At 35.3% G+C, this 21,380-nt stretch carries 13 protein-coding genes; 3 read left to right on the forward strand and 10 right to left on the reverse strand.

The window, feature by feature from the left end; genetic code table 11:
• Positions 1-15 precede the first annotated feature (15 nt).
• Complete coding sequence (locus BLP81_RS08910; protein ID WP_093368116.1) at positions 16-684, reverse strand: C40 family peptidase; 669 nt, start codon at positions 682-684, stop codon at positions 16-18.
• A 286-nt stretch (positions 685-970) separates the two neighbouring features.
• On the opposite strand from BLP81_RS08910, the gene BLP81_RS08915 reads away from it, so the two are divergent.
• Positions 971-2,194: a patatin-like phospholipase family protein gene (locus BLP81_RS08915; RefSeq protein ID WP_093368117.1), complete on the forward strand. Its 1,224-nt coding sequence runs from the start codon at positions 971-973 to the stop codon at positions 2,192-2,194.
• 442 nt (positions 2,195-2,636) lie between these two features.
• On the forward strand, positions 2,637-2,858 hold the full coding sequence (locus BLP81_RS08920) for a hypothetical protein (protein WP_093368118.1): 222 nt from the start codon (positions 2,637-2,639) through the stop codon (positions 2,856-2,858).
• A gap of 578 nt (positions 2,859-3,436) precedes the next feature.
• On the opposite strand, the gene BLP81_RS08925 is transcribed toward BLP81_RS08920, so the two are convergent.
• The 9 genes from BLP81_RS08925 to BLP81_RS08965 all read right to left on the reverse strand — a co-directional run bounded on the left by BLP81_RS08925 (position 3,437) and on the right by BLP81_RS08965 (position 18,210).
• Positions 3,437-5,758 carry a toll/interleukin-1 receptor domain-containing protein gene (locus BLP81_RS08925; RefSeq protein WP_093368119.1) on the reverse strand — a complete coding sequence of 774 codons (2,322 nt, stop codon included), beginning with the start codon at positions 5,756-5,758 and terminating at the stop codon, positions 3,437-3,439.
• Positions 5,759-5,913: 155 nt separating this feature from the next.
• Positions 5,914-6,576, reverse strand: coding sequence for a hypothetical protein (locus BLP81_RS08930; RefSeq protein ID WP_093368120.1), 663 nt, complete (start codon positions 6,574-6,576; stop codon positions 5,914-5,916).
• A gap of 277 nt (positions 6,577-6,853) precedes the next feature.
• A complete protein-coding gene (locus tag BLP81_RS08935) occupies positions 6,854-8,116 on the reverse strand; it encodes an McrC family protein (protein ID WP_093368121.1) in 1,263 nt (420 codons plus the stop codon).
• Positions 8,116-10,167, reverse strand: a complete 2,052-nt coding sequence (locus tag BLP81_RS08940) for an McrB family protein (RefSeq protein WP_093368122.1) — start codon at positions 10,165-10,167, stop codon at positions 8,116-8,118. The genes BLP81_RS08935 and BLP81_RS08940 overlap by 1 nt, the downstream gene beginning before the upstream one ends.
• A gap of 76 nt (positions 10,168-10,243) precedes the next feature.
• Complete coding sequence (locus BLP81_RS08945; protein WP_093368123.1) at positions 10,244-13,096, reverse strand: type I restriction endonuclease subunit R; 2,853 nt, start codon at positions 13,094-13,096, stop codon at positions 10,244-10,246.
• The gene (locus BLP81_RS08950) at positions 13,097-14,239 is read right to left on the reverse strand and encodes a hypothetical protein (protein WP_143002823.1); all 1,143 of its coding nucleotides are present in this window, start codon (positions 14,237-14,239) and stop codon (positions 13,097-13,099) included.
• Between the two features lie 10 nt (positions 14,240-14,249).
• Complete coding sequence (locus BLP81_RS08955; RefSeq protein ID WP_093368125.1) at positions 14,250-15,425, reverse strand: restriction endonuclease subunit S; 1,176 nt, start codon at positions 15,423-15,425, stop codon at positions 14,250-14,252.
• Position 15,426: 1 nt separating this feature from the next.
• A complete protein-coding gene (locus tag BLP81_RS08960; RefSeq protein ID WP_093368126.1) occupies positions 15,427-17,046 on the reverse strand; it encodes a type I restriction-modification system subunit M in 1,620 nt (539 codons plus the stop codon).
• A 342-nt stretch (positions 17,047-17,388) separates the two neighbouring features.
• A complete protein-coding gene (locus BLP81_RS08965) occupies positions 17,389-18,210 on the reverse strand; it encodes a hypothetical protein (protein WP_093368127.1) in 822 nt (273 codons plus the stop codon).
• Positions 18,211-18,527: 317 nt separating this feature from the next.
• Between BLP81_RS08965 and BLP81_RS08970 the strand changes: the two genes are divergently transcribed.
• The gene (locus BLP81_RS08970; protein ID WP_093368128.1) at positions 18,528-21,143 is read left to right on the forward strand and encodes an endonuclease; all 2,616 of its coding nucleotides are present in this window, start codon (positions 18,528-18,530) and stop codon (positions 21,141-21,143) included.
• Positions 21,144-21,380: the final 237 nt, after the last annotated feature.

Here is a 21,380-nt window from a genome sequence, read left to right on the forward strand (position 1 = left end):
TAATCGGAAATGATCTTAATTTGAATTCAACTTTGAGATCATAAATTCTCTGGTGGCCATGTCAAAAATTCCCGTTATAGCCACTTCAAAATTCGTTGCTTGAAACTCTTTAAGAGCTCCCTCCGTCATGGGCCCAAATTTTCCATCAGAAGTACCACAATTAAAGCCTAATAGCTTTAAAGCATCTTGAAGCTCGATAACGTCTTTCCCGGTATCACCTTTCTTTATTATCTTTTTGGCAAAACCTACTTTTGTAGTGGGGACAGGTCTTCTAAAACCTAGCAATTGACTTGAAGGGTAAGCGGTTACAGAAACCTGATTTCCCTGATTACCACCAAGGCAATAAATACGGTGACCATCCTGAGAAAAACCCATAAATATCCCTACATGGCCTTTCCAAGAGTCTAAGCTTTCCCGCCAAAAAATAACGATATCACCAGGCTCGGGATGATCAGTTGGCACGCCGGTAAGCAGCCACGACCTGGCAGCCAAACTATGAGACCTTTTCACCCTGGCCTTGTGGGCCACCCAATTAATAAATAAACTGCACCAGGCTGTTTCGTCTGAAGTATAATCAATAAAATTACAATCTTTAGCATATTGAATTATTTTCTCATTAGCCCCGGAACCTGAAACTTCCTTTACTCCCATCTCGGCACTGGCTATAGCTAATAAATTTTTCATAAAACCTAATTTTTAATGATTGTAAAATATTTAATATCCAATTATTAATGTGTTTCTTCAAACTTACTTCTAATTTAACTATTAACAAAAGCCAGTTATTCGAAACATTTACTAAATTAACAGAATAAAAGATACATATCTAAATTTTTTACCTAATGAAAATACAGGAACTAAAAAATTTACATCCTTGAATCGTTTATTCATTTTTCGAACTAAAGAAGAGGATTGTAGAATTATAGAGAATTTAGCAAAGTAGTCGTATCTTTCTTAAGCAAAATTATTTGAAATGAGTAAAAACAGATTTTTAGATAACAAAGAAGTTCAAAATCTTGTGCAAGAAGCTATTTCTTTAAAGGAAAAAAATATACGTTATTCAGATATTGTTGATGATAAAGGAAACCAATATGTAGATCTGGTTCAAGAAGGAGGAGGTGTATTAGGAATTGCACTTGTGGGATACACCTACATCATGGAAAAGGCAGGAATACGGTTTTACAGTTTGGCCGGAACCTCCGCCGGTTCAATAAACACCCTCTTGATGGCTGGATTAGTGAATCCAGGAGAACCTACTTCAGAAAAAATAATAGAAATAATAGGTGAGAAAAATTTTTTTGATTTTGTTGATGGCCCTTCAGCAATAAAAAAACTAGTTCAGAAAAAAATAGAGAACCGAGGTAGCGTATTCTGGAATGTGGTATGGAATGTCCGCAAAATCTTTAAACTAATAAAGTATAAACTTGGAGTTAATCCCGGGAATCATTTTGAAGAGTGGTTGACTAAAACTTTAAAAGATGCGGGTATTAATAGCTTATCAGATCTTGATGAACGCAGATCCCAACTTCCCAAATTAAAACACCTAAATAATAAGGAGTATGAGTTTAAAAAACCGGGTTTTGCAGTAATTACTTCAGAAATCACAACTCACAGCAAAGTGGAATTCCCTGAGATGCGTAAGCTCTATTGGAACGAATCAGATAATATTCACCCTGCAAAATTTGTTAGGGCGTCCATGTCCATACCTTTCTTCTTCTATCCGTATACTGTAAAAAACATTCCAAATGCCGGGAATAAAGAAGTTGAAAGTTGGAAAACCTTTCTGAGTTACAGTGGACCCATACCCGATTCTGTAAAATTTGTAGACGGCGGAATGTTATCTAACTTTCCTATAAATACCTTTCATGTTTCCGGCGGAAAACCTTCGAGACCTACTTTTGGGGCAAGGTTAAGCACTTATAGAAAATCGTACTCTACAACCGACAAGGCCTTTGGATACTGCGGCGCTATGATTAGTACTATGAGGCAAATTCATGATTATGATTTTATTCTAAAAAATCCAGATTACAAAAAACTTATATGTAGGATTGATGCAGACGAGAAATATAACTGGTTAAATTTTGGAATGAGCGAAAAGCGGCAGCAGGATTTATTTCTTTTGGGAGCTAAAAAAGCATTAGAATTTCTTAAAACATTTGACTGGGAAAAATATAAGGAGATTAGAGCAAATTCTTAGTGATTCTTGCCTCAAGTGAAATTAACCAAGATTTTCTGTTTTTTTTACTTTTCCGATACAAGAAGTTGGTTTGCCAGTATATATAGGGTTTCGGGATATGGAGGTACAAAAAGATACAGATTTTTACCACTTTCCGTGAAGAAATTAACATTCCAGCAATGACGGGGCCTGCGAACGCACAAAAATTAGTATTTGGCTAAAATGACCCCTTATTTTTCATCTCATTTGATTTGTACCTTTTATAAGTATTTATAAATCAATACTATATAAATATTAAAATTTGAAATCCGTCATTTTTTTTGATTTTCTTGTACCTCCTGAGGTACAAAAAGGTATTTTTTATCCAAAAAAATCAAAAATTACATTTTTGATTTTTATTCATAAATGATATTTTGATTTTTGATTTTATATAATTTAAAATACAAGATTTAAAAGAAATAAAATGACTGACAGAGAACATAAGCAACTAGAATTTATGAACAATAACCGTTCGAGAATAATCAAAAAATATATATCCAATAAAGATAAAGAGGGTTATGTTAGACTGTATGTTGATGATGATTTTAACCTTATAGAAGAGTCATTTAAATTTGTTGAAGGTGATTTCAATAAAGATAGTTTATATCTCTATAAGCATCTGAACCAGTCCAGCCTGAAAGAATAAAAGATGCTTTTCACGTTTATTTCAATATACTATGGTCAGATAATAAAACAATGTTGAATGTCAAAGTAAACAGTGTTAGAGGGTGATTAATTTTTGGGTATGCTTTAACTAAAATATAAATGACTATTTTAGAAATTAAACTAATTGACATTATTTATAAATACCCTGGTTTTTTTCCTTTTTAGCAATTATGAATCATAGATGATGATTTACATGAGTACAAAGTCTAGGCTGAAAAATATCAATGGGAGAGATCGAATGGAATGAATAATGCAAAGTTTTTTCTCCCATTTGAAAATACTTAGAATTTTGAGCCAGTTAAAAATTCAGCCTTTAGCATTACTTTTTCATTGATTGAGGAATGCGATGAGAGCAATTATAATGAATATCCACTACTTGGAGAAGATGAAGATGAAATGAAAGAAAACATGGAAATAGGCGAGGCAGTGTTAAAACTATATTATATTTTAACTCATTGATGCCTTTTTACTATTTATAATGTGTAGACTTCCTTAAAAGAAAGGGCATTTAATAAATTTTATTTTGTAAGATGAATACAAATTTTGTGCTTTGTATTATTAGTCTGTAAATGATTTATTAACTAATCCATATTTATCAGATAATTCATTCTTAGCTGCAGTCATGCCTGTATTATTGTAGAGTTCTTCAAGTGCTTTTCTTGGATAATGCTTACTACTGTTAGTTTTTATACAAGTTCTTAGTATCGCAATTGCATCAGGTATGTTTTTTTTCACGTAATATTCGTATTCCCCTTTCATGACTGATGCAATTTCTTTAGCTTTCGAGTCATAGCTTTTCTCAATACTTTTAAATAAATCTTCTATTACAGCTTTATCATCCTTTGACAGATAAGGTTTTCGAATGAGGCAAATAAAATACGCTTGAATGTGAAAAGCATTCAGTTTTTGCTGTTCATAGTTTTGTTTTGCAAGATCAATGGCCATCTTATAATCTTGTCTCAACAACAATATATTGACCAACTCCCTTTTTGATTTTTGAGAGTTTGAATGTTTTTTGAGTGCTCTTTTTAAAAAAGTCATAGCACCATCGAACTGCCCCTTAAAGCGTAGGAAGAATCCATAAAGAAAGTCGTAATCTGATCCATCCAAATGGTCAATCTCAATTTCGAATCGTGAACTTCTATTTCTTGCGAGTGTTAGACAAAGCCAGTATCTAAATTCTCTTTCTAAACTATCTTCAAGTCTACTCGGATTTTCAAGAATTTTATCGATAAGTGATATAACGTTTTTGTAATTGCCTTGATAATATAGCTCAACTATTGTTTTAAGAACAAATGATGGTATATAGTATTTTTCAGGAAGTTTGTGTCCTTCAAGAATTGCACCCTTTATATTAAAAAGAAGTTCAGAGATATCTTTAAAATCTGAGTGTTCATTTTCATGAGTAATAAAGTTTTTTATACTCTGACGTAACTTTTTAGAATATTCACTACTGATTTTTTCCTTTGATCGCCTTAAATAATCCCTAATAGAGTAGTGCACTTTTATATACTCTTTATTAGCACCTACAAGATCAAATATTCCCAGGATGTAGAAATCGTCTAGTAACTTTTCGGTTTCAGAAGAATTTTCAGTAATAGAGTAAATAAACTCATAACTAACAAACTCAAAACTTGAAAGCAAAGTAAGAAGTGAACTTGAATTTTCTCCTTTTGACTTGACCATGTCAATTAAATAATATACTTGCGTTTCACCAAAATCAACTAGTTCGTTGATGTTCTTGGCAGCATCCTTGATTCCATATTCTTTAATATATTCAACAGAATATTGTACCTGAGAAGGTGTACCATTCATTACTTCAAGAATAGCTTTTGCATCACTATTCACTAGGTCTAGTTTTAACATATCACAATACTTAACGAATAATTTTTCAGTATCCTTTTCGGAAAGAGTTGTAACATGAAAATGAATTATATCCTTTCTCAATCGCAACAATCCATTGGATGGACGAAATCTGGAAACGATATTTAGAGTAAATATTTCTTTGTGTTTTTGAGTCTTTATAATTTCTAAATACCATTCAGCGACTTTGCTGGTAGGTTTTACGATGCAACCAGAGTCAATAACAAAAATAATTTCATTCGATTCTTGTACTTTGTTTAATAGATTTTTAGCTTCTTGAATTTTCTCAGAAAATGACAGTTTTTGCAGCTCAGCCAAAAACTCACTAGATGTCTCATCATCAAAATCTTGAAGTTTTATGATGAAATCTTCTATACTGTCTTTAGAATCAAGGCTCAAAATAATAGGAGTATAAAATTCCTTTATTTTATTGGTTCTTTTTAAAGCGTTTTTTAGAAATGTTCTTCTTCCTATTCCTTCTAAACCTGACACGATTATTGAATTTGGCTTTACATCATTTAAAGAAAAAATTTTGGCTTCGAAATCTTCAAAAAGACTATTCCTTCCGACAAAAAGATTCTCTTTTGCTTTGAATAGAGGATTTTGGTCAAAGCTAATCTCTCTAAGTCTTTGACGAATTTTTTTGGTTATAATAAAATGATCTTGATATGGTTTCATTAAGTAGTCTTTGAGCCAATCGGGGATTCTTGAATCCTGGACTACATCAATTGATTTATCAATGAGAATCGGAAATATTCTTTTGTTCTCGTCAATCTCTAAGTTTCTGCGAGCTAAAGTAATTTCTTTTTGAACCCACTTGGAGTTCAATGAGTCATCAGAAATAAACAAAACAAATAATTCTGTTTTTTCTAAGCTAGCTAATATCTCTTCAAATAATGGCATACCTGACTCAAACTCGTATTCATCAAAGACACAATTTGATTTACCAAGATTGGATGCAATCTTTTTGATTAGTTCCTTTTGTTGACTACTGTGTGAAAGAAAAGCCCTGTTCATTATATCTGTTTTGATGAAGTATAACGGTTTCGTATATTTACTAAATTAATGAAAAATAATATTTTTTTTTCAATTTATGTTTTTAATTCCAGAAAAACCGAAAACTCAGATTTCAGCCGAAAATCTTAAATAGCTATATTCAATTTTTTCCTCAGTTATTTTACTCCTAATATAGTTCTAAATTCATCTTCTAATTCTTCTATAATTTTCGGAAACTCTTTAATTACTATATCAGAAATCTTATCTAATTTTTTTTGGTAGATATCATAGGAACCTTTTGCCATTTTATATTCACTAAGGTGACTACTCATTTGAGCAAAATCCCAACCTTTAGTCCTGTATTCATTTGATAAATTATCTAGTTTTTTTGCAAGATCTTTGTCAAAGTAAATTTTATTAGGCATATAATAATTCACAAAATTATGAATAGCTTTGTTAACTCTGTCTAATCTTTCCTTTTTTTCCTTTTCAGCACTTTTAATAATTGGATGTACTTTTCTTGTAAAAACAGTCATTGCTGATTGTAATTCTATAATTTTATGATAAAGTTGCCTAATCACTTCAGCTCTATCCTGATGTAATTTGGAAAACTGAATATTGAACTCATTAAGTTTTAAATCAAGATCATGCTGAAAATCTCTATTTTGTTGTTCTAGTTTGGTTTTATAATTTTCTAATTTTTGATTTAATTCGGTCTTTTTTAATTCAATTGTCTTTGAGAAAAAATATTCAATCATTTTTTTTCCAAATAGTAAAATGGCCAATATAATTAAAACGCCTGGCCCATTTATTTCAATTATTCTATATAGTTCATACATAATTTTTAACAACCTTTTATATAAATATAAATCTACACGTTTTTAATTAATATAAACTGATTAATATCAATTTATAACTCCAATCTATAAAACCTCCTTAAATTGCTTATCTGTGATGAGATCAGAACTATTAAGCCGCATCTCTAATAACTTATTTTCAAGAGCTTTTATTCAGTTAACCAATTTCAGGAAAAGACAATTAAACTCCTGTCATCTAACCTAAACGCATAAGGAGCTAGAATGAGGTATTAATCTCCTTTATAGTTTCTCCACTTAATCATTCAATCATCTTATCAAGAATTTCCTGTCCAATTCCAAAATTCAAGTGGCCCTGAGCGTTTAGGATGTTAACAAACCCCACTTTACATTGATTATCCTGGGGATTTTCCCTGCCTTTCCAAAACGTACCAAAATGTTCTTCTATTGTGCTCGAGTTGGGGTAGAGGAGCATGCTCCTTTTGGCGTTCCAGTAAAAGTTATAAGCATACATCTGCTTCAAGTCATCATCCGAGGGTTTTGGATTATGGGTGTCCAGGACTTTCCATTTGGTGTCAATGATAAACGTTTCAGAACTTCCTTTTTTAGTAATGACCAAGTCTGGCCTTATGGTTCGTTGCTCCCAAAAGGCTTGGCTATTTTGAAAACTTACCGTGAGGTCGTCCGTTTTAACCCTGACAAGCATACGATAGATATACTCTTCCCATAATTTATTCATATCGAATAATAGCGTCAGCATGTTTTCTTGCCCTCTGATAATATCAGGTGAATAATTCAGGAGTATCATTCTTGCAATTTGAATGGCCTTAGCATAGGGCACCGTTTTACGTGTTTCTTTTAGCTTTCTAAAATGCGTTGACTGGACTTTTAGTTTCTTAACTTCAGGAAATAGTGATGTGATCCTGGAGATACGATCTTTCAATATAGGATTGGAAGATATGGTGCTTAATACATTCAAGCCTTCCAGAAGAATTTGATTAATCAAGTGGTCATAATCATACACCTGGTGATGGGTGTAAAAGCGTTCTTTGTGGATCAGGTTTTTTTGTATGTTTTTGGAAAACTCAATTCGTCCTTTGAGCGCATTAAGGTTGCCCGACTGCTTTCTGTACTTTTTGATTAAGCCTGTATGGATTAGGTGTTCTAATTCATCCAGGTAAGTTTCAAAATAAAGGTCCAGTATAGAATTGTACCTGCGCTTCAGGCTTGCTTCGGATACTGAAGAGATCTGTATCCGCCTGCAGATTCTTAGCATATCCAGTAGGACTTTATGCCAGTGATCGTATTCTTCTTTATGCGGAGTTTTTTTCTGATCTGCTTTGGGTAGGATCTCAATCGTCAAACCACCGATTTGTATGACACCTACATAATTTTGGAACTTTACGCCATCTCTTATTCCGGTGAAGAATTTGTTGCCGTTGCGATCATTGAAATCATAGAGTTTGCTTAATTCAGCAGGCAATAAATACCTTCCCTTATCGTCTTTATGAAGGGTTATTTTTTCGTATTCGAAAACGCGTATGTGCTTATTTCTAATGTCCACTACAGGTAAATGCTCTTAAAGTCCCAGGTATCCATTGGTTTTATTTCGTAGACTTCACGCTGATTCAAATCTGATACTATGGATTCATCATAACCATCGAAATCAGCAAAAGTGGCTTCATTATCTTCAGTTTTCCGAATAAAAGAATTTCCCAAGACCAGACCTATCTTTCCATAATCTCCAAAGAAATACTCCTCCAGGAGAGGGATAACATTATCTCGAAATACTTTACCAAGATCCTCTACAGATTTGACGCTCAAAAAATAGGAATGCCCAATTTTATGGTCTTTATCCAGGAGTTTTTCTATTCTTGTGTTAATGGTCTCTAACAGAAATGGAAGTTCAATCCCATCCAGCATGCCTACATCTGCTTTGCCATGGCTTAAAATGATTTCAGGTTTTGGCTGCATTTCAATAAAACTAAATCTTCTTCTTAGTGCTGTGTCCAAAGCTTCAACACTTCTATCAGCGGTATTCATGGTGCCTATAATGTGCAGGTTCTGAGGAACTGAAAATTTGGTTTTTGAGTAGGGTAAGATTACAGAAAGTTCATTTTCTGCTCCCTGGCGTTTGTCCTTCTCAATGAGTGTAATTAACTCTCCAAAGATGGAGGCGACATTACCCCGGTTAATTTCATCTATAAAAATGGCATAATCATTATCTGGATCATCCTGGGCTTTCAGCGCTAGTTTTTTGAATATACCATTACTAATCTCGTATTTTATATCATCAGTTTCATCATCTAATACAGGCTTGATGCCTTCTACGAAATCCTCATAAGTAAATGACTGATGAAAAGTTACGAAACTGTAATTTTCTATTTCCTTACTATTGGTTTCATCATAATTCTTATAGGTTTCTAGTATCTGTTTGGCTTCAGGAAATAATTCCAGATTTTCATCTTCCTGTATATGCCACTCTGAATGATCTGTTTTCCAAAATGGTTTTATAGCAGCACGACTTACCACGCCAACATTTGGACAATCTTCTGTGGTATGACGTTGCAATGCACCCCATACAGATGCTCTCAAATTATTAATGGTACTTAATTTAGCTTTTGCCTTAACAGAGGGGTGAGCAAGAATGTCATTTACTCGAACTTTTCCTAGATCCAATAAGGCGATATATAATACCTGCCACCAGGCCAGTGGCTCCACCTCTTCTTTTAAATAATTTTCCCTGGAGGTTGAAGCAGAATATTGAGTGAATCTTTTAAAGTATTCAGATTGTAGTTTGAAGGTTTTCCCAGTTCCTGGAGGGCCGAAAAGAATTGTGTTTAATGAGTGTTCCATTAGATTCTTTGATGTTTTAAGGTAGTTTTTAATTGACTTTAATAATTGATCTAAGGTATTATCATTGTCTTTATTGGTCCACGCTGGGGCATTATTGTGACTATCGATTGAGTTTGGCTCAGGAAATAAACTTTCAATGATTTCTGCCAATGTTTTACCAGTCACTAAACCTATTTCACAATCTGGTTCATCAGATAGAGGTTTTATGTAATACTTGGTTGCTGTAGATTCATAACCATCTTTTTTAAATTTGCTATTTAATTTAGGGTGAGAGAATTTTAATTCTGTTTCCTTTCTGTTTTGTCCATGTGGTTTTTGTTCAGCTTCAAAATGGAAACCAGCATCTTCCATCTTCTTTTTTAAAGCTTCAAAAATGTCTTTTCTATCTGATTTAATATTTTTTTCATTGATGGATTCATTAAGTATTTCTAAATTATTAAATTTCTCTTCAAGAAATTTAATGTAGTTGTTTTTACCCATTACAGCTTTGGGGATACCGTTACTATGATGCTTATCGTACTCTAAAAAGTCAGTTTTTTTTCTACGTTCTTTTGTGCTAAACACAAATCTTATTTCCTGTTTGAGTTGGGATAAGTTCGAAGGGTCTACTTCAAAGAAATTATGCTCAGGAAAAAATTTACTTATTTCATTCAATCTTTCGACAATGGAGTTAGTCGATCCGCCTAAATAGTAATTATAGGAATCTGGTGCATGATTCAATAACCACTTTGCAAATTCTTGTTTTATATTAACTTTCATTTCTTTATCATTTGTAATGATTTTGAACCCATGTTATTTCTAAATTTTAATATAGCCCAATAAATGTTTTCTTTTTTTAAATTTCCACACCATTGATAAAAGTTTCTACAAAATTGACCACCTTTTTATTCAGTCGGTCACCAATTTCTTTTCGTTTTAAAACGGACGGTTGCTTACCGTTGATCAAGGCCAGAAGTTCATCTCTCAACGGCTCCCTTTCAGCAAAAAGGTAATTTTCAATCAGCCTCTTTGTTTTATCCCTGTCTAAGTTCTCCTTCTCTACAAGTTGATCAAATGCCTTTTGCTGTTCTGCGCTCCAAAACTTCTCAAATTCCTGGGGAATAGTTTCGGTTTCGATAACCAGGGGTAAGTTTTCCTCAATGAACTTTTCAATGAGTAGTCGTTTACTTCTCAGGTTAGCCTCTCCAGCGATCAAATCAACCACTTCCTTCTTTTTCTTCTGTTTTTCAGATTCGTTGGTGTCTTTGATCTCGGCCAGCAACTTCAGAATATAGGTGACATTGATTTCGTCACGGTGTATGAGCTCCAGCTCAAAATCAACATCTTCCAGGATGGAAACTTTTTCTTTGCCATGATCCTCTTTGACTTTGTCATGAAGATCCAGGTATTTACTTCTATAGTCGTTAAACTGTTGTTCATCAATCAACAAATCCTCCCAGTCAAAATCGGCGAAGGATCCCATCGTATTCTTGAGTCGCATCACTTCTCGAAAGGCTTTTATAAACTCCAATTCATCTTCCTCACTTACCAGATCATTAACACTGTCAACCGTTGGTGCTACCTCCAGTAATTTCTTAAACGCCTCGTTAGACTTAGCCACATAATCTTCATAAGGCTCCATGATAATCACCTCAATAGCATCTTTATTACTAAACAAGGTTATAGCTTCATCGGTTGCTTTTTTGAGATTACGAAACACAACTATTTCGCCTTGCGACTTTTGTTCGTTTAATATCCTATTTGTTCGTGAATAGGCTTGAATTAAGCCATGAAACCTAAGGTTTTTATCCACGTATAAGGTGTTTAGCGGTGGACTGTCAAATCCAGTTAAGAACATGTTGACCACCAAAAGAATATCTATTTTTTTCTCTTTTACTTTTTTGGATATGTCATTGTAGTAGTTGTAAAATGACTGACTATCCTTAGTAGAAAAATTGGATCCAAACATTTTATTATAGTCACCGATATAACTCTCCAGTTTATCGCGTTTATGCTGGTGTAAACCGTATAAAGCTGGAGATTCTTCAACTACAGAAACCTCTTCTGGAATAAATCCAGTGGCATCGGCATCCTCTTCATTGGCTACATAACTAAATATAGTTGCTACTTTGAGGTTATGCTCGCCATTTTCCTTTTTTTTTCTGAAAGTATCGTAGTATTTAACCAACATATCCGTACTGCTGACACACAACATGGCTGTAAACTCTCTGCTATGCGTCTTTCTGTTGTGATTAGCAATGATGTAGTCTACGATTTTATCAACTCTATCAGTTGACTCCATCAACTCCTTGCGGTCTATATCTTCAACTTCAATATCTATTTCTGTAGCGGTGTCTTTTCGTTTGAAATTACCAACGTATTCAACGGCAAATTTTAATACATTTTCATCTTTAATGGCGTCTGTAATGACATACTTATGTAAACATTCACCAAACAAGTCTTTGGTGGTGCGTTTTCCCAGATCATTTTTAGCAGCATTATCTGCAAAAATTGGCGTCCCCGTAAAACCAAACATCTGATGGTTGTTGAAAAAATCTTTTATACGGTTATGCGTATCCCCAAACTGACTGCGATGGCATTCATCAAAAATGAAAACGATACGTTCGTTTTGTAAAGACTTCATTTTCTCCAAATACTTCTTTTTACTAATAGCAGTATTCAACTTTTGAATGGTGGTTACAATCAGTTTGGTATCATCTTCAAATTGCTTGACCAAAGCTTTTGTGTTGTCTGTACCTTCAATACTGCCTTTGGAGAAACCATTAAACTCCTTGGTAGTTTGATTATCTAAATCTTTTCGATCTACTACAAATACCACTTTTTTCACCTGTGGCATATGTGTAATGATCTGACTGGCCTTAAAAGAGGTAAGTGTTTTACCAGACCCAGTAGTGTGCCAGATATAGCCGTTATGAGTACTGTTTTTAACTTTATCAATCATAGCTTCAACGGCATAAAATTGATAAGGTCTAAGCACCATTAGTATTTTATTGGTTTCGTTTAAAACGATGTATTTGCAAATCATTTTGGAAACATGGCAAGGCTCTAAAAACTCACTCGTAAATCCATTTAAAATATTAGTGAGTCGATTATTATTTTTGTCTGACCAGTAAAAGGTCTGCTTAAAGGATTGATATCGGTTGTTGGCGTAGTATTTAGTGTTGACTCCGTTGCTAATGATAAAGATTTGAACATACTGGAATAGGGCAGAGTTGCTTCCAAAGGAATGCCTCTGATAGCGATTTACCTGGTTAAAGGCCTCCTTCATTTCCAAACCACGCCTTTTCAGTTCAATTTGCACCAAGGGTAAACCGTTGACCAGCAAGGTGACATCATACCTGTTCTTATAACTTCCTTCTATGGTGACCTGCTGAGTGACTTGATATTGATTCTGGCACCAGTGCTCAGTATTTAAAAATTCGAAATAGAGGTTGTCTCCATTATCCCTTATAAGATGTTGTTTTTCCCTAAGCGTTTTAGCTTTTTCAAATACAGATCCTTTGCTGAGGATATTGATAACTTTTTTGAACTCATCTGGTGAAAACGTAATGCCGTTGTGTTTTTCGAGCTGAGTTTTTAAGTTGGCTAGTAAAGCTTCTTCGTTAGGAACAGTAACCTTGGTGTAGCCTAAAGAATATAACTGCTGGACTAATTTGTTTTCTAATATTTGTTCGGATTGGCTACTCATTTATTTATATTTTCTAAAAGCTTGTATTAATTGATAAATCCCAAACCCAATAGATATCTTGGCAAGGAAATAGGCGGCATAAAGCCTTGGTGAAATATCTTTTTTTTCATAGAAGCTAAAATCTGCTACATTGACTAATTTGGCCAGGTTCTTAAATTCACTAAATTTATATACGTCTGAAATACTTAAAATGATATGGCAGATAAAAGCTATAACTATAGTAAAAACTAGACCGTATAACCAATTTGTTTTATAATTGTTAGATATTTTATTTAATGATAATAGTATAAGATTTGAAGTGTTCTTTATCTTGAAATCCTTGTAAGTTTCAGTCCATAACGTTTGCTTCTCCAACTTGGCATATCTTTCAGCTTCTATAATATTATTTTGTTGGAGTAGTTGATCTTTAATTATACGAAAGGTTTCCCTTTTATTCTGTATTGGAATAACATCTCCTTCATTAATTGTTTTGTCAAAATTTATTGAGCTTGAATCGATTTTAAACGCTTTATAATCTCCTAAGACAGTTTCAAAAAAAATAAGCTGGCCATTGATGATAGCTTGAGATAAATCTAATGCAGTTGGATTTTCATCTTTATCATGGAATTTAGTTCGGCTAAAAATTCCTAATTTCTCAAAATTAGAATAAGTAAATAAACAGTTACCATGAAAGGTTGATTTTGTGAATACCACATTATCATTGAATGAACATTTTGAAATAATTGCCTTTTCAAAAAACAAGCAATTATAAAATTTCACATATTCATCAAATTTTGCATTATTTATATAAAATCTTTCAAATTCACAGAGCTTAAATTTAATCTTATTTTCAAAGGTTTTATCAGTAAAACTGGGATTAAAGTAAAAATAACACTTAACAAATTCTAATGCTGGTTGAAAAATTTCCCTATTGGTAAAAGTGAATTTATTTCGGAAAATAATATTTACAAACTCAATCTTATCAGTAGAATTTACTCCAATTTTTTTCAATCGAGTTTCGAAAAGTTCAGAAACACTAAATTCAAATTGAACGTCGGATAAATGATTAAAATCCCCAACGGAGACAAATTGGGTTCCGTTAGACTTTTTAGTAACCGTACTGATTTCTAACTTATCATAATTAAAAATTTCTCTATTTTCCAATTGTATTGTTTTAAACAAACATTAGCTGCAACAAACCCTTTTTATAGGTTTTGGTATATTCTATTTGTTGGTTGATGCCTTGTATTTGTTGGTCTATCGCAGATAAAAAATCAGCAATTTTGGTTTGTTCGGCTAGGCTTGGAATTATCAATTTAAATTTTGACAGATCTTTCTTTTGAATATTAGGCAAACCTGAACCTACTCTTAGTCTCATTATATTGGGTTCATAAAATTTCAGAAGATGATATAAGAATATTTTTTCGATTGAATTATCATTGATAATCAATGAGTAGCAATGACCACCACACCAAAACTTCTGAGTAATAAAATTTACGTAACCACATGAATTACCTCCTTCACTTATAATTATGGTATTTTTATCTTGATTCCATTTGTCAGTATATCCAGATGGATTAATTCCGCCGCTAATAGATGGATATTTACCAGACTCAAATAATTCAATTTTATTTAATTGCTCACCTTTATTGATGCTACATACTTTACCCAATTTTTTCTTCTTCCACTTCGGAAACCCATTATCATCATCATTTTTAAATCTTATTTCCTGTTTAAAAATCTTCTGGGTTACGCCTTTTTTATACAATTCTAATGCTTCTTTCTTTTTTTCTAAGGTTTGGATGTGGGTGTCTATGGAAGAAAGGAAATCCGCTATTTTTTGTTGTTCTTGGATAGCTGTAGAATATACTTCAAAGGATTTATATTCCTCTGCATTCAATCCTGGTTGTCCTGATCTTATAGAATATACATAGACCCATTGATTGTATTTGCGACGTAAAGTTTGAAGAAAAATAAATTTTGGGTTTGCCTTTAAAATATTAAACCTAATCAAGAACCCAGCGAATAATAATCTTCCGTCATCTTTATTATAAAGATATGACTTGCCAACACTTGCACCTGTTCTTGTAAATAAAATATCTCCTTCTTTTAAAACAAATTTTTCATCAATTTTACCTGAAGGACTAGTTAAAGGGTTTGGTTTAAATTCTCTTGATTCTTCATCAATATCTGTTATTCTGAGGTATTTATTTTTGCCATCAAACTTTTTTGCAGAGGCATTCATTCCATAACTAATATTCTTAGAAATATTCTTTAAGCTTGTCTTTTCCCACTCCCCATCAAACTCAGGAAACCTTAGTTTTGGTTCTAATTGTCTTTCATCGCTCATCCTAAAATGGAGTTTTAATGTTCAACTCATTACAAAAAGAAGCTATGGTGTTTTGGTTATCAGCTAAAGTTTGGTTGAGAGCTTCAATTTCATCAGCAACGGCTTCAATATCTACTGGTTCTTCTTCTTCAAAGGTATCAACGTAACGAGGAATGTTGAGATTGTAGTCGTTTTCTTCTACTTCGCTAAGCGGAGCAACATAGCTATATTTATCCTCCGTTTTACGCTCTCTAAACGTGTCAATAATCTTATCTATGTTTTTTTGGGTAAGGACATTTTGAGTTTTTACCTTTTCGTAATGCTCGCTGGCGTCTATAAATAAAATATCCTCTGGGTGTTCTCTACACTTTTTAAATACCAAAATACAGGTAGGTATGCTGGTGCCATAAAAGATATTGGCTGGCAAACCAATGACCGTATCTAAAAAGTTTTTTTCTTCAATTAAATATTTGCGGATATGTTCTTCCGCACCACCTCGAAATAAAGCACCGTGGGGTAACACCAAAGCCATAGAGCCGTTTTCTGCAAGATGATGCACCATGTGTTGCACAAAGGCATAATCGGCTTTGCTTTTGGGTGCAAGTTTCCCGTATTGGCTAAACCTGTCATCACTCATAAAGAGTTGGCTGGCACTCCAGTTCGCTGAAAACGGAGGATTAGCCACAATAGCTTCAAAACGCTGGTCGATATGTTGTGGATATTCTAAAGTATCTTCCTGTTTGATGTCAAACTTACGGTAGTGTACACCGTGAAGAATCATGTTCATCCTGGCTAAGTTGTAGGTAGTACGGTTCAATTCCTGTCCGTAAAAACTACTCACTTCTTTTACTTCTTTAGCTACTCGAAGTAGGAGGGATCCACTGCCACATGTAGGATCATATACAGATCTCAACTTGTTTTTGCCAGTAGTGACCAGTTTAGCCAGAACAATACTCACTTCCTGTGGGGTATAAAACTCACCTGCTTTTTTACCAGCTCCACTGGCAAATTTTCCAATCAAATATTCGTAAGCATCACCTAATACATCCAGTTCGGTTTGTTCCAGTTTGAAGTCAATCTTGTTCAGGTGGCCCAGAACTTTAGCGATGATTTCATTTCTGGCTTCGGGGGTTTTGCCAAGTTTGGTAGAATTAAGATCTAAATCTTCAAAGAGATTGTCAAAATCTTCCTCACTCTCCGTACCCATAGTAGAGTTTTGCACATTGTTGAGAATGGTCTGTAAATCTTCCAGAATGAAATTACTAGCGGTTTGGTAACTTTCGTCTGGATCTGCTGCTAAGGCGACTTCCTCAAGACTTACATCTTTATGATTTCCTCTTTTGGCTACTGAGCTAAATAATTCTGAAGGTTTTAAAAAATACCCTAGCTTAAGCAAAGCTTCCTCTTTGATCGCTTCGAGATAAGCTTTACCTTCTTCTGTTTCTTCATCAATATCGCTGTAAGAAATACCGTCAGGTTTAAGGATGGAGTCGGCATAAATCTCCATGCGTTCCGAAAGGTATTTGTAAAAAATAAAGCCCAGGATGTAATCTCTAAACTCATCGGCATTCATCTTTCCCCTAAGTGTATTTGCTATATTCCAGAGCTGTTGCTCCAATTGTTTTTTATGATCTTCGGACATGTGTTTGGCTATATATTTTTTGTTTGATAGTTGTAATTAGGTCATCATTAGATTGCAGTAGTTTGTAGCATCGGTAAAGGGTGAACCGTTAAAATGTAAATCAGTTTTTGTGTTGAAATCATTTAATATAGGATGGTTTTAGGATTAAAGTTTTTCCGAATATAAGAACAACCTATAAAACATTGACTCCAGAGGTAAGAATAAATGAGTAAAAATTGACTAATCAACGGCTCTAACGGTAAAACCAACGGTTATTGATGAAAGCCGTTGCATAACTTTTACTGTTTTTGCAACTTTAAATTATAAGTTGTGCACAAGCCGTTACATTTAAAGTGTTATACACTAAGAATTGCTCCTTATTATTTCTTCATAGGTTTCCGCACGCATTTGTTCCTGTTCGGCCAGGAGGCTAAAGCTTTCTTTAGCCTGCTTGGTTTTGCGGATTTCCCCTGGATAGGTCACTACCCCGATGAGGAGCAGGACGCTTCGGGTGAGGGGGAAGGTGAGCGTGATGACATCCAGGATATTGGCGATGATCGCGCTGTTCACTTTCTTTTCCCCGCCCTTGGCGTATCTCGGCATCCAGATGAGGTGTAAGCCTACATACCGGCCAAAGCCCATTGGCTTTAGGGCGTTAGCCTGATGTTCATAATCCTGGGCACGTTCCCTGCAGGCCTTTGCGGAGATCTTCAGGACGTCCACAAAAATGTCTTTGGTGGTAAGGGTTATTTTTTCAAGCTGCTTGTACTCCTTGGCATCCTCCGCTTCGGTAAAGCCGATCACATCTTCCACATCCCCGCATTTGTCTATAAACTGCTTCATCATCCTGAAGAGCTGCTGACTTTCACTGACGTCCAAATAGCCATCGGCAACAAAAGCCCTGGCTTCGTTTTTTATCACCACAAAGGCGCCTCCCAGTTTCGAAATTAGTGTACTGGGCCTGTATCCGGTTTTAAAGCTGATCGCTTTATCAAATTCATCCTGCACCTCCTGGAGGGGTCGTGTGTTTTGATGAGCAGAGTCCTGTCTGGGAGGCGAGTCGGCCGAAGCATAGGATCTGGCCCGCCTGATGGGAATGGAATGCCTGTCTTTAAATACCGTATTACTGACTACCCGGCCCATATCCCGGCCGACCTGATTGATTGCGCTTTGTAAAAAACCCATGCTTTAAGTTTAGATTGTGTTAGTGAAATCAGAGGATTTCAGGATAAAAGTCACTTCGAATATAAGAACAACCTATAAAATATTGGCTTCAGTAGAGATAATATGTAAGTAAAAATTGACTAATCAACGGTTCCAACGGTAAAATCAACGCTTATTAATGAGAGCCGTTGCACAGCCGTTGCGACTTTGCAACAGAAAGTCTGTCCTTCAATTCTGTGTTGAGCCTTAAAGGCTAATCATAACGGTTTGTTTACAATCTGATAATCTCACCCGTTTACCATTTATATAGTTTTAGGCTCATAAAAAAACAAGCAAAAATGACAAAAAATTACAAGTTAATGTGGAAAAGTATACTCCTGGGTATACTGACTTTTTCTTTTTATGCAGTTCAGGCCCAAGCACCCGCCGGCTATTATTCGCTGGCCGAAGGAAAGACAGGTGAAGCGCTTAAAAGCAGTCTTTATGAAATTATTAAAAATCACGTCGAGTTTCCGTATACGAGCAGCTCAACCGATGTTTGGGATATTCTCAAAGAAACAGACCGTGATCCGAATAATCCCAATAATGTTGTTGGTATTTATTCTAATTTTTCGATGACTGCTTCTCTGGAATATAATAGTGGCGACGGCTGGAACAGGGAGCACGTCTGGGCCAAGTCCAAAGGAGATTTTGGGACCAATCTTGGCGCAGGAACAGATGTGCACCATCTTCGTGCTGCTGATATTTCAACCAACTCGGCACGGAACAACAGGACCTTCGCTGAAGCGACCGATCCGTATGTGGATGGAAGCGGAACCTATCAGGGAACAACCGGGTCTTACACGAGTAGTACTGAGTTTGTGTGGGAGCCAAGAGCTGAAGTCAAAGGAGATGTTGCCCGGATGATTTTTTATATGGCCACGCGCTATGAAGGTTTTAACGGGGAACCAGACTTAGAACTTGTAGATTATGTGGTTGATGCCTCAGATAAATCACCACTCCACGGAAAACTTTCGGATTTATTGGCCTGGCATGCAGCTGATCCCGTAGATGACCTGGAAAAACAGAGGAATGATATCATTTATACTTATCAGCAAAATCGCAACCCCTATATTGACCATCCCGAATACGTGGAGTCCATCTGGGGAGGAGCAACTGATCCTGCATTAGCTATTACATCAACTCCGGTAGATGAGGTCACCGTCAATACGACTTATACGTATAACATCACAGCCTCGGGAGGAGAAACTACAGTCTCATTTGATGCAACTCAGAAGCCATCCTGGCTGACCTTCACCGACAATAATGATGGCACCGCTATTTTAACGGGAACCCCTACGGAAGCGAATACAGGCACCTATGCTATTGATATAAATGCTACTAATGGAACAGAAAACACCTCACAGGCCTTTACATTATCCGTGTCAGCATTAGCTTCTGGCGATGGGTATGCCACGGATTTACTGATTTCAGAATACATTGAGGGATCTTCGTATAATAAAGTTCTGGAAATAGCCAATTTCACCGGTTCAGATGTTGACCTTTCAGCTTACACTTTGCACAAACAGACCAATGGATCAGGAGACTGGAGTACAGGATTAAATCTGACAGGAATCCTACCACAAGGCGAAGTCTACGTTATTGCGCATCCCTCAGCCTCCTCTGAAATTATTATACAGGCTGATCTAACCTCGGGTTCATCAGAATTGAATTTTAATGGCAATGACGCTGTCGCTTTATTCAAATCGGGTAATTTACTGGATATCGTAGGTGTTTTTAACGACGGAACCAATTTTGCAAAAGATGTCACACTGGTGAGAAAATCCAGTGTTACCTCTCCAACGATTACCTATGATGTTAACGAATGGGATACGTATACAAAAGATACATTTACGTATTTAGGCGGGCATACATTTAGCTCTGCAGTAAACGAAGCTCCAAGCGTTTCGATTACTTCTCCGACAACTAATTCTGCCTTCACAGAGGGCGATATTATTAGCATTGAAGCTTCTGCGACTGATGCTGATGGGAGTGTGACCAAAGTTGTATTTTACGAAGGCAGCAATGTTCTTGGTGAAGATGATTCGTCGCCTTATGCTTTGGACTGGACAACTTCGGCATCGGGTAGTTTCTCTCTTACAGCCCTGGTTTATGATGATAAAAACACAACAAGCATGTCGGAGGCTGTTGCTATTACTATAGAATCTTCTTCGAATACGCCCGACTTGTTTTTTTCAGAATATATCGAGGGTTCTTCCTATAATAAAGCTTTAGAAATAGCTAATCAGACAGGTTCAGACGTTGACCTTTCCGCTTATTCTGTTCATAAGCAAACCAATGGTGCTGGAGACTGGAGTACAGGACTTAATCTGACAGGGACTTTGGCTCAGGGCGAGGTCTATGTTATTGCGCATTCTTCGGCCTCCTTCGAAATTCTTGCACAGGCCGATATAGATATAACTTCTTCAGAAATCAACTTTAATGGTAATGATGCTGTCGCCTTATTTAAATCGGGGGAGTTGCTGGATATTATCGGTGTTTTTAATGACGATTCTTATTTTGCAAAAGATGTTACTTTGCTAAGGAAATCCGACATCACCTCTCCCAGAACGATTTATGATGTTAATGAATGGGATACTTATGCAAAAGATACATTTGGGTATTTAGGAAATGCCACCTTAAGTACTTTCGGCACCAATGCTGCAAAAGACAAGCTGATATTTTATCCAAATCCGTTTCAGAATACAGCCAGGCTAAAGTTTGGTTCACCAGAAGCTTCAGAGGTTTTAATGACGATATACACTTTAACGGGCCAGAAAATCGAGAGTCATTCCTATCCAAAAAACCGGTATACCAATGAAATTAGATTAGGCACTGAATTGAGTAAAGGCATCTATATTCTTGAAGTGGTCATTGACGGGATTCCCCAGCGAATGAAAATTATCAAAGAATAGAGTACATAGGCATTATAAATTAAAAGCTTTTATGATTTAGAAAAAGGCTTAACTGTTTAAATCAAAAGTAAAACGCGAAGGCTAGTCCTTCGCGTTTTTTAGTATCAGTATTTCAAAGCAATCAAAAGGAAGAAAATGTTAAGTAGAGGATATCCAGGGAAATACCTAATCAAAACAGCTGGAAACGTGAGTAGTGCAATGCCGTTGGTATTTTAGCAAGGCTTATTGATGAAAGCC

Origin of the sequence: Psychroflexus sediminis (genome assembly GCF_900099815.1) — a bacterium.
Taxonomy (GTDB): Bacteria; Bacteroidota; Bacteroidia; order Flavobacteriales; family Flavobacteriaceae; genus Psychroflexus; species Psychroflexus sediminis.

Excerpts from the sequence above, each read along its gene's own strand:
- BLP81_RS08965 (WP_093368127.1), bottom strand. The coding sequence starts at position 18,210 with ATGGGTTTTTTACAAAGCGCAATCAATCAGGTCGGCCGGGATATGGGC.
- BLP81_RS08970 (WP_093368128.1), top strand. The coding sequence starts at position 18,528 with ATGACAAAAAATTACAAGTTAATGTGGAAAAGTATACTCCTGGGTATA.
- BLP81_RS08930 (WP_093368120.1), bottom strand. The coding sequence starts at position 6,576 with ATGTATGAACTATATAGAATAATTGAAATAAATGGGCCAGGCGTTTTA.
- BLP81_RS08925 (WP_093368119.1), bottom strand. The coding sequence starts at position 5,758 with ATGAACAGGGCTTTTCTTTCACACAGTAGTCAACAAAAGGAACTAATC.
- BLP81_RS08955 (WP_093368125.1), bottom strand. The coding sequence starts at position 15,425 with ATGAGCGATGAAAGACAATTAGAACCAAAACTAAGGTTTCCTGAGTTT.
- BLP81_RS08915 (WP_093368117.1), top strand. The coding sequence starts at position 971 with ATGAGTAAAAACAGATTTTTAGATAACAAAGAAGTTCAAAATCTTGTG.
- BLP81_RS08960 (WP_093368126.1), bottom strand. The coding sequence starts at position 17,046 with ATGTCCGAAGATCATAAAAAACAATTGGAGCAACAGCTCTGGAATATA.
- BLP81_RS08940 (WP_093368122.1), bottom strand. The coding sequence starts at position 10,167 with ATGAAAGTTAATATAAAACAAGAATTTGCAAAGTGGTTATTGAATCAT.
- BLP81_RS08910 (WP_093368116.1), bottom strand. The coding sequence starts at position 684 with ATGAAAAATTTATTAGCTATAGCCAGTGCCGAGATGGGAGTAAAGGAA.
- BLP81_RS08945 (WP_093368123.1), bottom strand. The coding sequence starts at position 13,096 with ATGAGTAGCCAATCCGAACAAATATTAGAAAACAAATTAGTCCAGCAG.
- BLP81_RS08920 (WP_093368118.1), top strand. The coding sequence starts at position 2,637 with ATGACTGACAGAGAACATAAGCAACTAGAATTTATGAACAATAACCGT.